This window comes from Streptomyces sp. NPDC020681, assembly GCF_044334895.1.
Lineage (GTDB): Bacteria > Actinomycetota > Actinomycetes > Streptomycetales > Streptomycetaceae > Streptomyces.
On record NZ_JBIRTX010000026.1, the window covers coordinates 17,445 to 31,130 of the forward strand.

Annotated in this window: 10 protein-coding genes and 4 pseudogenes; 6 read left to right on the forward strand and 8 right to left on the reverse strand. The window is 68.0% G+C overall.

The window, feature by feature from the left end:
• Positions 1-306 precede the first annotated feature (306 nt).
• Positions 307-2,190 (reverse strand): propionyl-CoA synthetase, encoded by a 1,884-nt coding sequence (locus ACH4YL_RS36180; protein WP_398511775.1) that lies wholly within the window; start codon positions 2,188-2,190, stop codon positions 307-309.
• 547 nt (positions 2,191-2,737) lie between these two features.
• On the opposite strand from ACH4YL_RS36180, the gene ACH4YL_RS36185 reads away from it, so the two are divergent.
• Positions 2,738-3,319, forward strand: a complete 582-nt coding sequence (locus tag ACH4YL_RS36185; RefSeq protein WP_398511776.1) for a dihydrofolate reductase family protein — start codon at positions 2,738-2,740, stop codon at positions 3,317-3,319.
• 212 nt (positions 3,320-3,531) lie between these two features.
• Here ACH4YL_RS36185 and ACH4YL_RS36190 read toward each other — a convergent pair.
• Positions 3,532-4,842, reverse strand: a pseudogene (locus ACH4YL_RS36190) (ISL3 family transposase); the annotation flags it as partial.
• A gap of 15 nt (positions 4,843-4,857) precedes the next feature.
• Here ACH4YL_RS36190 and ACH4YL_RS36195 point away from each other — a divergent pair.
• The 3 genes from ACH4YL_RS36195 to ACH4YL_RS36205 all read left to right on the forward strand — a co-directional run bounded on the left by ACH4YL_RS36195 (position 4,858) and on the right by ACH4YL_RS36205 (position 8,190).
• Positions 4,858-5,373: a hypothetical protein gene (locus ACH4YL_RS36195; RefSeq protein ID WP_398511777.1), complete on the forward strand. Its 516-nt coding sequence runs from the start codon at positions 4,858-4,860 to the stop codon at positions 5,371-5,373.
• A 326-nt stretch (positions 5,374-5,699) separates the two neighbouring features.
• A complete protein-coding gene (locus ACH4YL_RS36200) occupies positions 5,700-6,497 on the forward strand; it encodes a hypothetical protein (protein WP_398511778.1) in 798 nt (265 codons plus the stop codon).
• Positions 6,498-7,050: 553 nt separating this feature from the next.
• Positions 7,051-8,190, forward strand: a complete 1,140-nt coding sequence (locus ACH4YL_RS36205) for a pentapeptide repeat-containing protein (protein WP_398511779.1) — start codon at positions 7,051-7,053, stop codon at positions 8,188-8,190.
• A 139-nt stretch (positions 8,191-8,329) separates the two neighbouring features.
• On the opposite strand, the gene ACH4YL_RS36210 is transcribed toward ACH4YL_RS36205, so the two are convergent.
• From ACH4YL_RS36210 to ACH4YL_RS36230, 5 genes and pseudogenes are all read right to left on the reverse strand, one after another.
• A complete protein-coding gene (locus ACH4YL_RS36210) occupies positions 8,330-8,542 on the reverse strand; it encodes a hypothetical protein (RefSeq protein ID WP_398511844.1) in 213 nt (70 codons plus the stop codon).
• 50 nt (positions 8,543-8,592) lie between these two features.
• Positions 8,593-8,730: pseudogene (locus tag ACH4YL_RS36215) on the reverse strand (alpha/beta fold hydrolase); the annotation flags it as partial.
• 241 nt (positions 8,731-8,971) lie between these two features.
• Positions 8,972-9,472, reverse strand: coding sequence for a DinB family protein (locus tag ACH4YL_RS36220; RefSeq protein WP_398511780.1), 501 nt, complete (start codon positions 9,470-9,472; stop codon positions 8,972-8,974).
• Between the two features lie 29 nt (positions 9,473-9,501).
• Positions 9,502-9,914: pseudogene (locus ACH4YL_RS36225) on the reverse strand (SAM-dependent methyltransferase); the annotation flags it as partial.
• A 384-nt stretch (positions 9,915-10,298) separates the two neighbouring features.
• Positions 10,299-10,427, reverse strand: coding sequence for a hypothetical protein (locus ACH4YL_RS36230; RefSeq protein WP_398511781.1), 129 nt, complete (start codon positions 10,425-10,427; stop codon positions 10,299-10,301).
• Between the two features lie 5 nt (positions 10,428-10,432).
• Between ACH4YL_RS36230 and ACH4YL_RS36235 the strand changes: the two genes are divergently transcribed.
• Positions 10,433-11,017 (forward strand): DinB family protein, encoded by a 585-nt coding sequence (locus tag ACH4YL_RS36235; RefSeq protein WP_398511782.1) that lies wholly within the window; start codon positions 10,433-10,435, stop codon positions 11,015-11,017.
• Positions 11,018-11,062: 45 nt separating this feature from the next.
• A pseudogene (locus ACH4YL_RS36240) lies at positions 11,063-11,851 on the forward strand (IS5 family transposase).
• A gap of 97 nt (positions 11,852-11,948) precedes the next feature.
• Here the strand turns inward: ACH4YL_RS36240 and ACH4YL_RS36245 are convergent.
• On the reverse strand, positions 11,949-13,646 hold the full coding sequence (locus ACH4YL_RS36245; RefSeq protein WP_398511783.1) for a penicillin-binding transpeptidase domain-containing protein: 1,698 nt from the start codon (positions 13,644-13,646) through the stop codon (positions 11,949-11,951).
• Positions 13,647-13,686 lie beyond the last annotated feature (40 nt).

The window sequence follows — 13,686 nt, forward strand, 5'->3', positions numbered from 1 at the left end:
CATGACTCCCCTGCCGAACGGCACGGGCCGGTTGCGCGGCGCAGTCCCCCGCGAGGGAGGAGACGGCGACATGCCAGGCACGTAGGCGGCCCACAGTTCACCGATACGCCCCCACACAGGGTGCGCCCCGTTCGACACCCCCCGAATGCGCGAACTGCGGCACTGTGATCGCAGGGGTAAACGCGGTATGCCTGCCGTGGCTGCGGATAGGTCAACCACTGGTCCCACGGCCACAGCACGCTGCCCACGGCAGACCAGGATCCGGACTACCCAGGCAATCCTGCGACCGCCTGAGCACTCGCCGCCTCACTCGCTCTCGGGTCGCAGCACCGGCCGCAAGGCGTCCAGCACGGAGGCGTCCTCGATGGTCGACGGCACCGGCTCATCGCGGCCCTCGGCCATGGAGCGCATGGACTTCCGCAGGATCTTCCCCGACCGGGTCTTGGGCAGACCGGCGACGATGTCGACCTCCTTGAAGGAGGCAACCGGGCCGATCTCGGACCTGACCGCCGCGACGAGTTCGCCGCGCAGTTGCGCCGGGTCGGTGTCGACGCCGGCTTTGAGTACGACGAGGCCGCGCGGCACCTGGCCCTTGAGCCGGTCCTCCACCCCGATCACGGCGCACTCGGCGACGGCCGGGTGGGCGGCCAGGACGGCTTCCATGGAACCGGTGGACAGTCGGTGTCCCGCGACGTTGATCACGTCGTCCATGCGCCCCATGACGAACACATAGCCGTCGTCGTCGACGTATCCTCCGTCGCCACTGAGGTAGTAGCCGTCGAAGCGGGACAGGTAGGAGTCCACATAGCGCTGGTCGTCGCCCCACAGGGTCGGCAGCGTTCCGGGCGGCAGTGGCAGCTTGATGCAGATGGCGCCCTCGACGCCGCGGGGCACTTCCGCGCCCGTCTCGTCGAGGATGCGGACGTCGTAGCCCGGGACGGGGACCGTCGGAGAGCCGGGCTTGATCGGCATCGGTTCCAGACCACGGAGGTTCGCGGCAACCGGCCAACCGGTCTCGGTCTGCCACCAGTGGTCGACGACCGGGACACCGAGGATGTCCGTGGCCCACTGGTAGGTCTCGGGGTCGAGGCGCTCGCCCGCCAGGAAGAGTGTCTGAAAGCCGCTCAGGTCGTGACCTGCCAGCAGCTCGGCCCGGGGGTCGACCTTCTTTACGGCGCGCAGCGCGGTGGGTGCGGTGAACAGCGCCTTGACCCTGTGCTCGGCGATGACCCGCCAGAAGGCCGCGGCGTCCGGGGTGCCGACGGGTTTGCCCTCGTAGAGCACGGTGGTCGCACCGACCAGCAGGGGCGCGTAGACGATGTAGGAGTGGCCGACGACCCACCCGACGTCCGAGGCCGTCCACCACACGTCGCCGGGACCGATGTCGTAGATCGCGGACATCGACCAGGCCAGGGCCACGGCGTGGCCTCCGTTGTCGCGTACAACTCCCTTGGGGCGTCCCGTCGTTCCCGATGTATAGAGGATGTAGAGCGGGTCGGTCGCCGCCACGGGCACACAGTCGACCGGTTCGGCGCCGGCCATCAACTCGTCCCAGTCCAGCTCGCCCTCGCCGAGGGTCACGCGTGCCTGCTCGCGCTGGAGGACCACGACGGACTCGGGCCGGTGGGCAGACAGCCGCAGTGCCTCGTCGACGATGGGCTTGTACTCCACGATGCGCCCCGGCTCGATCCCGCAGGACGCCGAGAGGACGACCTTGGGGCGCGCGTCGTCGATGCGCGCCGCCAGCTCTTTGGGTGCGAATCCGCCGAAGACCACGGAGTGGACGGCTCCGAGCCGGGCGCAGGCAAGCATCGCGACGACTGCCTGGGGCACCATGGGAAGGTAGATCACGACGCGGTCGCCCGCGCCAACGCCCAGATGGCGCAGCGCGCCGGCGAACCGGGCCACCTCGTCCCGAAGTTCGGTGTACGTGAACGAACGCCGCTCCCCCGTGTAGGCCGAGTCGTGGATCAAGGCGGTGCGGTCGCCGTGGCCGGCGTCGATGTGCCGGTCGAGAGCGTTGTGGCAGGTGTTGAGCCGTCCGTCGGCGAACCAGCGGTAGAAGGGCGGCCTCGAGGCGTCCAGCGCCCGCGTGGGCGACCGCTCCCAGTCGATTGCCTGCGCGGCCCGCAGCCAGAACGCTTCGGGGTCGCTCAGACTGCTGCGATGGGCGTCCTCGTATCGTGGCACGACACACTCCTGATCACTCGGCCTGCCGATCGGTGCGGCCCGCATCTGCGGTCAGGGGACCGTGACGCGTACCGCTTGATCCATTTCTCTCACACCCAAGCGGCTCAGACACGCCCACCGCGAACGCGCCCGGGCCGAGGCACACTCTGGGGCACGCCGCACGAGTTGCGAGGCACGTACGGTCGACGCCATCAGCTGCCGGGGCGTGCGCGATCACCGGTTGCCGAGCCGGCGGCCCATGACGGGCACCGCTCGACAGCACGTCGTTTCTGGCTGTTTGGGGGAATAGCGGTCGAGGCCCGCAACGGCGGCACCAGACTCGCCACACCCGGCGCAGCACTCCACTGACCAGGACGCCGCGCGCCACGAGTTCCGGGCGTTCACCGGGCTCACGCCGACCCGGTACGTCGAAGTCCGGCGGCGGTTCCTGCGCGAACATCCCGGCCACGCGCTGGACGGCTGGCCGCTGCCGGCCGATTGATTTCTTACAAGAGCGACAGCTCACGACACGCTAATTTGGGGGCACCCCAAAGCAGAGGAGAGCCCCGTGGGCAAGGTGGTCATGTACAGCTCGGTGTCGGTGGACGGCTTCGTCGCGGACGAGAATGACCAGCCCGGACCGCTGTTCGACTGGTTGTCCAGCGGTGACGTCCCGTTGGACGAGAGCGGCGAGGTGAAGGTGTCGCAGACGTCCTACGACTACACCCGGCCGTACTGGGACCAGATCGGGGCGACAATCGTCGGCCGCCACGTCTTCGACTTGACGGACGGCTGGGACGGGAAGCCTCCGGGCGGGATCGACCACGTGGTCGTCGTGACGCACCGGCCGCAGCCCGAGGGCTGGGACCCCGAGGCGCCGTTTCACTTCGTCGACGGCGTCGAGGCAGCCGTGGCCAAGGCGCAGGAGCTTGCGGGTGACCGCATGGTCGAGGTCGCCGCTGGCGAGGTCGGTGGCCAGGTGTTTGCCGCGGGCCTGGTCGATGAGGTGCGCATGGACGTCGTACCCGTCGTGTTCGGGTCCGGCAAGCGCTACTTCGGGTCGGTCCACGCGCAGCACCTGTTGGAGGATCCTGACGTGGTGATTCAGAGCAACCGGGTGCTTCACCTGCGCTATCGGGTGCGCCGTTGACCGATCTGAGCGGGTACGCGAAGAAGTCCACTGCGAACGGTGACACAAGATCGGGCCTCCGGCTGCGTTTGCGCATCGCTGTCCCTGGTCGGGCAGCCGACGCCGATCCGCCCCAGCACCTCACCTGCGGCAAGTTCAACTCAAGACCACTGGTTGCCGGTTTCCGTCGTATCTTTGGCCGACCCCCAGGAAGAGCGGCTCTTCACCAATGCAGGGTGTAGTCGGGGTCTGAATCCGCCTGTCTCGAGTAGGGATCGGGCGATGTAGTTGGTGAGGTTGTGGAAGCCGAGGGCGGAGCCGCGCAGGTGCTCCAGGCGGCCGTTGATCGCTTCGCTTGGACCGTTGCTGGTGCCGGGCCGGTCGAAGTAGGCCAGTACGTCAGCGGCTCGCTTGCTCAGGCTGCGGCCGAGCTTGGCTATCTCGACCAGCGGCCTGGGGACGCCGGCGCTGAGCGACTCGATCAGCTTGACCATCAGCTCGCGGCCCGCGGCTGGGTCGGGGTGCCGATAGGCGGCGATCATCCGCTGGTAGATGCCCCAGGTGGCCTCGACCTCGACGTGCTCATCGATGGCGAACAGGGCCGTGAGTCGGGCGGCCTGCTTGTCGGTGAGCAGGTCGGCACCGGTGTGCAGGGTTCGCCGGGCACGGTAGAGCGGGTCGTTCTTACGGCCGCGGCGGCCGCGGGTGGTCTGCTGAACGCGGCGGCGGCAGTCGTTGAGGGCGTCGCCGGCCAGGCGCACCACGTGGAAGGGGTCCATCACCGCGGCCGCGGCGGGGATCTCCTCAGCGGCGGCGGTCTTGAAGCCGGTGAACCCGTCCATCGCGACGACCTCCACGGCCTCGCGCCACGCCTGGGGGCACTGGGTAAGCCAGGCCTTGAACGCGGCCTTGGAGCGGCCCGGGATCATGTCCAACGGCCTCGCTGGACCCGTACCGGCGCGCACCGGCGTGAGATCGATGATCACGGTGACGTACTTGTCCCCGCGGCGGGTGTGGCGCCACACGTGCTCATCGACCCCAATGACCTTCACACCGTTCAACCGGCCGGGATCGTTGATCAGCACCCGTCGGCCCTCGGCCAGGACCGCGTCGTTGGCGGTGTTCCACGCGACGCCAAGCCCTTGGGCGACGCGAGCGATGCTCAAGTGCTGACACACGATCGCCTCCAGCGCCCAGGCCAGGCCACGACGCGACAGCCTGGCCCGCGGCTCGGCCGCGCGGCTGGTGTCCTGGCGCCACACATGCCCACACCCGGTGCACCGGTACCGGCGGATCGTCGCCAGCAGGGTGGTCGGTCGCCAGCCCAGCGGCTCGTGCGCCAGCTCCCGCGTGACGGTGTCCCGGGGTCTTCCTGCACACCCGCAGCGCCGCAACCAGCCCTCGGTGCCGTCATCGGCCTCCAGGACCCGGCACGCCAGGACCGCGCGATCGGGCTCCAGACGCTGGCCGACCACGACCAGGCCGAGCTCATCCAGGCGGCAGAACGTGGTCAGGTCAGGGCAGCCGAAGGTAGCGTCAGGCACGTCGAGGTCTTCCAGATGGGCGGCGTAGGAACCTCCATCCTCGGAAGACCTCGACACCTACCCCGGGACCGACGCGCCAGCCACCATCCAACCAGCGACTACACCCTCAACTGTGTAGAGCCTCAATTCCTCTGGACTCGCACGACAACGGCGCAGGCGCAGGCGCAGGCAGAACGAGCGGCGGCTCTGAGGGCTGAGCGAAAGGACGCCATCCGGGACTTCTTCGATGCCGCGCAAACGGTGGAACGCATAGCCCACCACCGTTTCAGCAATGGCCAACACGATGACGACGCCGGCTCAGCCATGCATCGCTTGTGGTTCCTGCAGAAGTGCACCGACATCGTTGGCTCGCCTGAACTGCGTGGAGCGACCCTCGAGTATGCCGAGCGGTTGAGCAAAGCGGTCTGGACACAGAGACCTGTGGACGCACAGGAATCTGCGGACGATCGACTTCGGGACTACATCGGTGCGCATCGTGATCGCTTTTTGCAGGCGGCCCGCCACGAACTCAGCATCCCTGAACTCAGCTGAGTGGCAAGAAGATCAGCGTGGGTGTTCGGAGCCGAGCGCTTTCTGAAACGCCGCATCGACGACCTGCGCGCCATGACCACCGGCCACCCACTCGTGGCCAGCACGAACCGACCCCCGCCGTGCGGACACCACTCGCCGGACCCGCCGAACTCCGCCCCTCGTCGGACCTGTAGCCCCTCTGATGTGGGCCACCGACGGCGGACGTCACGTCGTCGAGTGACGTCCTCTCGCGATGTGGTGCAAGACACACTTCAGCGGTACATCGAGCAACCCCCGTTGTGAGTCCGAGTGGTTGGCACGAAGCGAGATCAAGGAAGTGACAACAGGTGACCAACCGCAAGATTCTGGCCGTGGCGGCGCTGTGCGTGACCACCGCCGCCGGCGTGACCGCCTGTGGCGGCGGACAGAGTGAAAACACCGCGGACAAGGCAGCGAGCTCCCCGCCGTCCCCGAAGGCGCCGGTGGACCCGTTCGAGGGCCTCACCGCCGACCAGATCGCCGACAAGGCACTCGAGGCCACTAAGGCCGCCAACTCGCTCAAGGTCACGGGCGAGGGCAAGGACGACGGCAAGGACCTGTCTCTGGAGTTCGCGCTCAGCAAGGCGGGCGACTGCACCGGCAAGTTCGGCTACGCCGGCTCGGGGCAGGCCGAGCTTCTCGTCGTCGACAAGGTCGCGTACATGAAGGCTGACGAGGCGTTCTGGATGGGGATAGGCAAGCAGAAGGGCACCCCGGCCAAACAGACCGCCGCCATGGCGGAAATGCTGAAGGGCCGCTGGCTGAAGGCCCCGGCCGACGAAGCCGACGACATGGCAGGAATCTGTAACCTCGACGCACTCCTCAAGAAGTTGGACGACGACGAGGACACCTCCGGCGTGACCAGGGGCAAGCCCGCTGAGATCAACGGCCAGAAAGCCATCACACTGATCCGGAAGAATGGTGCGCAGACGCACACGTTCTACGTCGCCACCGAGGGGCAGCCGTACTTCCTCAGGGGCGTCACCGAAGGCGGCGACGAGCCCGGCACCGTGTCCTTCTCCGACTACAACAAGCCGGTCGCGGTCACCGCCCCGCCCGCCGACCAGATCTTCGACGTGGACAAGGCCAAAGCAGCCGGTCCCTGAACCATCACTCTGCGAGGAACGGGGACCACTCGCGCCTGGCACCCTCAGTAGCCCTCATCATCTGCCAAGGAGACGGAAGGTGACGCCCCCGGTCAGGAGACCGGGGGCGTCACCATTGCCTCACCAATGTTGGCCGACCCGAAGGGTTGGAAGTGTCGAGCACCACCGAACCCTCGGGTCAACGGCGGATGTTCACTGTCACGTTGACGCCGGCGGCGGCACCGCCGGCGATGGCTGCGGCCACGGCCGCTTCGGCGGCGCCCGGCCTCCAGCAGTTCGGGCGTCAGGTCGCAGGCCACGACGTGTGCCCCGGCCAGGCCGGGACACGGTACCCGCCGGCGGCTGACCAAAGCCGCGGACAGGGATCACGGGCAGCCCCACACCCCGACGTGCACCCCCACCCGCCCGCACGAGACCACGCCGACCCGTCAGCGGCCCCCGCGCGCGGTGTCCCTGCAGACCGACCCTTCGCGACCACCTCCGGGTAGTCCTGATCGGGTGCACGACAGCGTGGCGAAGAAATGGACACTGTTTCCTGGTATGTCATGAGTGGATGATCGAGCCGTCTGCCGCCGCACAACTCCGCCGGATCGCACGTCGACGGGCCGCCAGGGATCATCGACGGCAACGGAGCCGTTCGATCGGGCCGGGCCGCGACAGTGGTATCAGCCGACTGACGTGGGTGGCACTCGCGGCGTCCATGCTGCCGGGACTGGCTGCGCTCGTCGCCCTGCTGTTCACCTGGATGTCGGTCGGGCAGACCAACAAAGATCTACAGATCTCCGAGCAGGGGCAGATCACCACCCGGTTCAACGCCGCGATCACCAACCTGGGATCAGCATCGTTGGATGTGCGCCTAGGAGGCATCTACGCCTTGCAACGCATCATGCAGGACTCCTCTCGAGATCAGCGCACTGTCGTCTCGGTGTTGTCCGCGTTCGTACGCCAGCACGCTCCCGTTCCGGTCAGTGGCTTCAAGCCGGCAGAGGAGTACAGACCCCCTACCGACGTAGCGGCTGTTGTTTCCGTGCTGGGCAACCGGTCCGCCGACCGGGAGGTGACCCAGGACGGGAAGCCGCTGTACCGAGCTGATCTGAGCGGTGTCGATCTGCGCGGTCTGGAGCGCGAAGTGGGGCTCACAGAAGGCGGCATGCCCAGACGCAGCAACTTCCGCTTCGCGTTCTTCACTGGCGCGGATCTCCGAGACGCAGGCCTCGAGAATTTCGACCTCTCAGGCGCGTCCCTCGACAACGCGAACATGTCCGGCGTGAAGCTGCCAAATGCGGACCTGCGGCACGCATTTCTCGGGGGCGCCAATTTGACCAACGCGCGCTTGGGCGCGGCCGACATGACCGGCGCGGACCTCATCGGAGCGAACCTTCACAACGCTCACCTGAGTAAGGCCAAGGAAACCAACGAAACCAGTGAGGCCGACTCGAGCGCCAACTTGACCCGCGCGTTCCTGATCGGCGCGAACCTGCGCACCGCGGACCTGCGCGCCGTGATTCTGATCGACGCGGACTTGACTGACGCGGACCTGGCAGGCGCCGACCTGCGCGGCGCAGACCTGCGCGGCGCAGACCTGAGCAACGCAGACTTGACCGGGGCAAAGCTGTCCGGCGCGAAGCTGTCGGGCGCGATCCTTGAGGGCGCACGCGGAGTGACTCCTCACACCCGTGGCGGCTCGCCGTGATCCTCCGGCCCCGCGCGCGGACTGCCCGGACACGACGATCCGCGGCTGTCAGTGGAGCGGGATGATCGACCACGACGGACCTGGCCGCGCATGGACAAGCACATCTGGCTGAGCTCGCACGACATCACGAAATACAAGCTCAGAAAGAGTGGAAGGCGACGTGCCAGCTCACCGAGCGGTATGTGGGCGCATCCATGGCGGGCCCGGGCGGCGGCAGGTCGAGGTAACCGAGGAGTGCGGTGTCTGCGGGGAATTGGGCGGCGTACTGGAATGCCACCACGGTCCCGAAGTCGTGCCCGACGACGCGGGCGTCACGCACCCCGAGCCGTTCGGCGATCGTGTGTGCACGCAACGTGCCAGCGTGGCTTTGTCATACCCGGCCGGTGAGCCAGTGCTGTCGCCGAGACCGGGGAGGTCGACGGCGTAGACGGTGTGCTGCTCAGCGAGCGCCGGCATGAGAGGCCACCAGCCGGACCAGGTCTGCGGCCAGCCACGTATCAGCACTACGGGCGGGCTGCTTCCGCCGGTTACGCAGTGCATCCGGACGCCGTCGACGGTGGCGAACTCGTGCTGGAACGTGCGCTTGAGCTCGGGGTCGTCCCAGGTGGCAGCAGTGTGAGCAGGAACGTCGGCGGCTTGCGGGGTGCAGGCAGCGGCACCGATCGACCGGGGCACGGCGAGCGCAGAAGTGGCCACCGTCCCTGTAAGCCGGACAAGGCGGCGCGATAAGGCCCACGGTGCGGGGAGCTTGCGTGTGCCTTTCGTGGAGAGGTCGGTGAAGTCAGCGTCCGGTCGCGCCGTCGATCAGTTCGCGGAGGATGTCCGCGTGACCGGCGTGGCGGCCGGTCTCCTCGATCATGTGGGCGAGTGCCCAGCGGACGCTGGGAGCACGGTTGTTCGGCCGAGGGCGGGGTACCGGTGCGCCGAGGTCGGTGCACCCGTCGAGTACGTCGTTCGCTTGCGCGACCGTCTCCCGGTAGCGGGCGACGACAACGGCCACGCTGTCCGTCGGTGCGGAATGGAAGGTCGATGACCAGTCGGTGACGCGGTCCCCAAGGAACGTTGATCGCTCGACGAAGGTGAGGTGGTTGAGCAGGCCGAGCAGGTTCGTGCCCGACGGCACGCCGCCCGTTCGGACCTCCGGTTCGGGGGCGCCTTCGACCTTCGCGCAGATCGAGCTGCGGAGGTAGTCGAGGAAGCCGCGCAGCACCTCGATCTCGCTGCTTCCGGTCCGGGGCGGCGGGGTGTCGCCGCGGCGTTTGCGGCGGGGAGCGGTGGCCATGGTCTCTCCTCGTAGGGAGCCGCATCGGCTCAGGCGGTGCGACGGGTGATCAGGACGTGGTCGGTGACCTCGGCGGTGCGGCCATCTGGGCCGGTCGCGATCCGGCGGGGCGCGACGGCCCGCTCGACCGTCCACGTCGCCGGGTCAAGGCCGATGTCCGCGGCGGCCTGCCGCGGGGTCGGGTACCGGACGTCGGGATCCTGGTCCATCACCACGGAGCGGTCGAGCCGTGGCCGACGACCAGCAGCCGCCCGCGCCAGCGCAGCCGTGCGCAGGACGGTTGCCCGGTCCAGGTCGAGGGGGCGTGTGCAGGTAGTGGGCGCAGATGAGGTCGAACGCGCCGTGCGGGAAGGGGGCGTGCAGGTTGTGCCGCTCGGCGGCGATCCGGTCGTCCTGGCCGCGAGCGGGCGAGATCGGTGAGCCGCGCGACCGCCACGGCCGTAGACGTCATCCCAGAACGTGACCGCGTACTCATCAGAGGACGCCTTCCGTCGACTGCTTGCGTCTCAGTCTTGGCCCGCTCGCCCTGACCCGGCACGCAAACTTGCCGTTCTGGCAAGATGGCCCGGTGGATCGGGAGTCGGACGATGTGCTCGATGCAGTGGGGCCGCGAGCGCGAGCGCTGTGCTTCGACCGCGGTATCACCCTGCTCGGAAGTATCGATGGCCGCGAGTTGCGCAGTGGTGAAGCCTTCGAACATCTCGCGCTGGAAGATCGAGCCGATCCGGCGCACAACGCTGCTCCCGGCACCCGCGGGGATGGTCCCGCCATGCCTTTGTGGTGCACGTTCGGGGCTGATGCATTAGCGAGGCCCTTAGAGGTTGTCTCACGTGGCAAGTTTCGCGAGCTTCTCATAGCAGGTCAGGGCGGCGGCCATGGCCGGGCCTCGGCTCTGCCAGTCGTTGCGGACCACGTACGGGATCTTGAGACCACGAGCAGCCCATGGCAGGCTCATGCCGCATGATCGATGAATTCGCGAAAGACAACCTGCACGGGAGACTGCGGCGGGACCGCAAGGCGCTGCTCTGGAAACTCGACGGCTTGTCCGAATACGACGCCCGCCGACCTTTGACAGCGACCGGGACCAACCTCCTCGGCCTGGTCAAACACGTGGCCACCGTCGAGGCCAGGTACTTCGGCGAGGTCTTCGACCGCCCATCCCCGGAACCGCTGCCCCGGTGGCAGGACTCCAACGGCAGCGATCAGTGGGCGACCGAGGACGAGACCCGCGATCAGATCATCGGGTTCTACCGGCGCACGTGGGAACACTCGGACGCGACGATCAACGAGCTTCCCCTCGACGCCCCCGGCCACGTGCCGTGGTGGACGGAGCCTTATCCCAACACGAACCTGTTCGCCATCATGGTCCATGTCCTCGGCGAGTCCATCCGGCATGCCGGGCACGCCGATATCCTGCGCGAGGGCCTCGACGGCCGGACCGGGGTGCGCGCCGAAAACGAGAAGCAGATCGACGAGGAAGCCCGTGCAGCCTACTGCGCGAAGATCGAGCAGGCCGCCAGGTCGGCCGCACCAATCAAGGCTTAGAGGCTGTCTCACGTGACGTGATGTTCGTGCGGCATGATGCCGGTCGTGGGTGCTGATCTATCGAAGCGTCTGGTTCCTGATGAACTCTGGGAGCCGGCCGCCCCGTTGCTGCCGACGTTCGCTGCTCCAGCAAGGTGGTCGGACCGCTCCGTGTGACGAGCGGGCCGTGTTCACGGCAGTGGTGTACGCGCTGACCAGCGGCTGTGCCTGGCGGCATCTGCCGCCGACGTTCGGCACGTCGCCCGCCACCGCGCATCGCCGCTTCACGGTATGGACCGAGGCCGGCCTGTGGCGTCGGCTGCACCGGGCGGTGCTGGACGAACTCGGGGCCCGGGGCGAGGTGGACTGGACCTCGGCGATCGTCGACGCGGCCTCCGTTCGCGCCAAAAGAGGGGATCGCTGACCGGGCCGGACCCGGTCGATCGCGGCAAGAAGAGCAGCAACCTGCACGTGCTGTCCGACGCCGAGGGCATCCCGCTCACCGTCGCCGTGTCCGGCACGAACATGCACGACAGCCTCGCCCTCAAACCGCTCATCCGCGACATACCCGCCGTCTCGTCCCGCCGGGGACCACGGCGGCGCCGACCCGTCAAACTCCGCGCGGACAAGGCCTACTTCTCCGCCGAACACCTGGCCTGGCTGCGCGAGCGCGGGCTCGTCGCGCGCAGCGCGCGGCCCGGCATCGAGTCCGGCGAACGCCTCGGTCGGCACCGCTGGAAGATCGAACGGTCGATCGCCTGGCTCTTCGGCTACCGCCGCCTCACCGTCCGATACGAACGAACGGGCTCGCACTTCCTCACCTTCCTCGGCCTGGCCGCCGCCCTGATGACGTGAGACGTCCCATACTCCGTGGCGACCTCGTCATGGACGGAATGTTTCGGTCGGTGTACTGAGCACGCGAGTGAGTTCCGTTCCCGCTGTGGGCCGGCCGTCAGCTGCCCGCCTTCAGTACCGCCGCCACCAGCGGCCCCGTCGACTTGCCGCCACGGCCGCCCTGCTGGACCACCCCCGCCGCGGCGAGGTCACCGCGCCATGCAGTGAACCAGCCGTTGGGCTTGGTCTGGCCGTCGACCTCCGCGGAGCCCGTCTTGCCGCCGATGTCCGAACCGACGCCCGCCATGGCCTCCGCCGCGGAGCCCGACGTCGCGGTGTAGTGCAGGAGTTCGTGCAACTGCCTCTGCACGGACCCGTCCAGCTTGCGTGCCGCCGTCGCGAGCGAGCGGCCGTCGACGTCGGGCGAGACCAGGTACGGCTGCCGGAAAACGCCCGTCTTGGCCGTGGAGATGATGGATGCGACGTTCAGCGGGTTCATCCGTACTCCGCCCTGCCCGATGAGCGACGCCGCCATCTGCGCATTGCTCTGCACCGGCACAGCCCCGTCGAAGCTGGACACCCCGATCGACCAGTTGTTGAGCCCGAGCCCGAAAACCTGCTGGGCCTGCTTGGTCAGATCGCCGTCGTCGAGCTTCTCGGCCTGCGTGATGAAGGCGGTGTTGCAGGAGGCAGCGAAGCTCGAACGGAACGTACCGTTCTTGATCTCGAACTCCTCCACGTTCTGGAACTTCCAGCCGCCGTAAGACGCGTACTTGGGGCACGGATGCGGCTTGTCGATCGACGCGAGGTCCTTCTCCAGCAGCATCGACGACGTCACGATCTTCATGGTGGAGCCGGGCGCCAGGGACCCCTGGAGCGCCGTGTTGAAGCCATGGCTCGAATTGGCGGCGGCGAGGATCTCACCGGTCGACGGCTTCATGACAACTACGGACGCCCCCTTGCGCTTTCCCACTTCCCGCTCTGCGGCGGCCTGCACGGTCGCGCTGAGCGTGGTTTTCAGTGTTCCCGGCGTGCCGTCGGACAGCGTCAGCAGTGTCTTGTCGGGGATCTCGTCGTCACTCTCGCTCTTCCCCGAGCCGTCATCCTTCTGCGAGGCGTCCGCGCCGTCCCCGCGGACCACCCGCAGTTCGACTCCCGCCGTACCCCCGGCCTTCTTGCCGTACTTCTTCCGCAGCCCGTCCACGACGGTACCGAGCGAGGGGTACTTCGCCTCGGTGAGCTCCGCGCCGTCACGGTCCACTGCCTCGATGGGCGGGTCCCCGGCCTCATCCGTGACCAGGGTGTCGCCCTGCTTCAGGTCAGGGTGCACGACGGACGGCTGCCACCCGACGAGTGGCTTGCTGTCCTTCGCCCGGCGGACGACCGTGAGCTGGGAGTCGTAGGCCAGGGGCTTGCTCTTGCCCTTGTACGAAACGGTCCCGGAGACCTTGAACGTGACCGTGGCGCCGGACACCTCGCCACGGGTCAGCCTCACATCGTCGATGTGCGCGTCCTTGCTGAACCCGGTCAGCACGGTCTGCGCAGCCGCCGTGTCGTCGGTGTACTCGGCTGCCTTCGCGGCGTTGCCTCCCTGCCACGCGGTGAGGAACCCGTCAGCCGCGGCCCGGACTTCCGCGGCCGTGACCGGGCTTGCTTTGAACGTCTTCGCAGTTCCGCCGGCCGCAATGTCCTCGTCCGCCGCCGCGCCGTACATGCTGTATGCGGCGAACCCCGCGCCGCCCACGGCCACAGCGACCACGCCGCCGATCAGCGCAGGATGCGTTCTCCTGCGCGTGGCGCGCCTTCTCTTGCCCACAAGTCCTCCGCCGTTCGCCGATCCCCCAGCTCCTCACCAA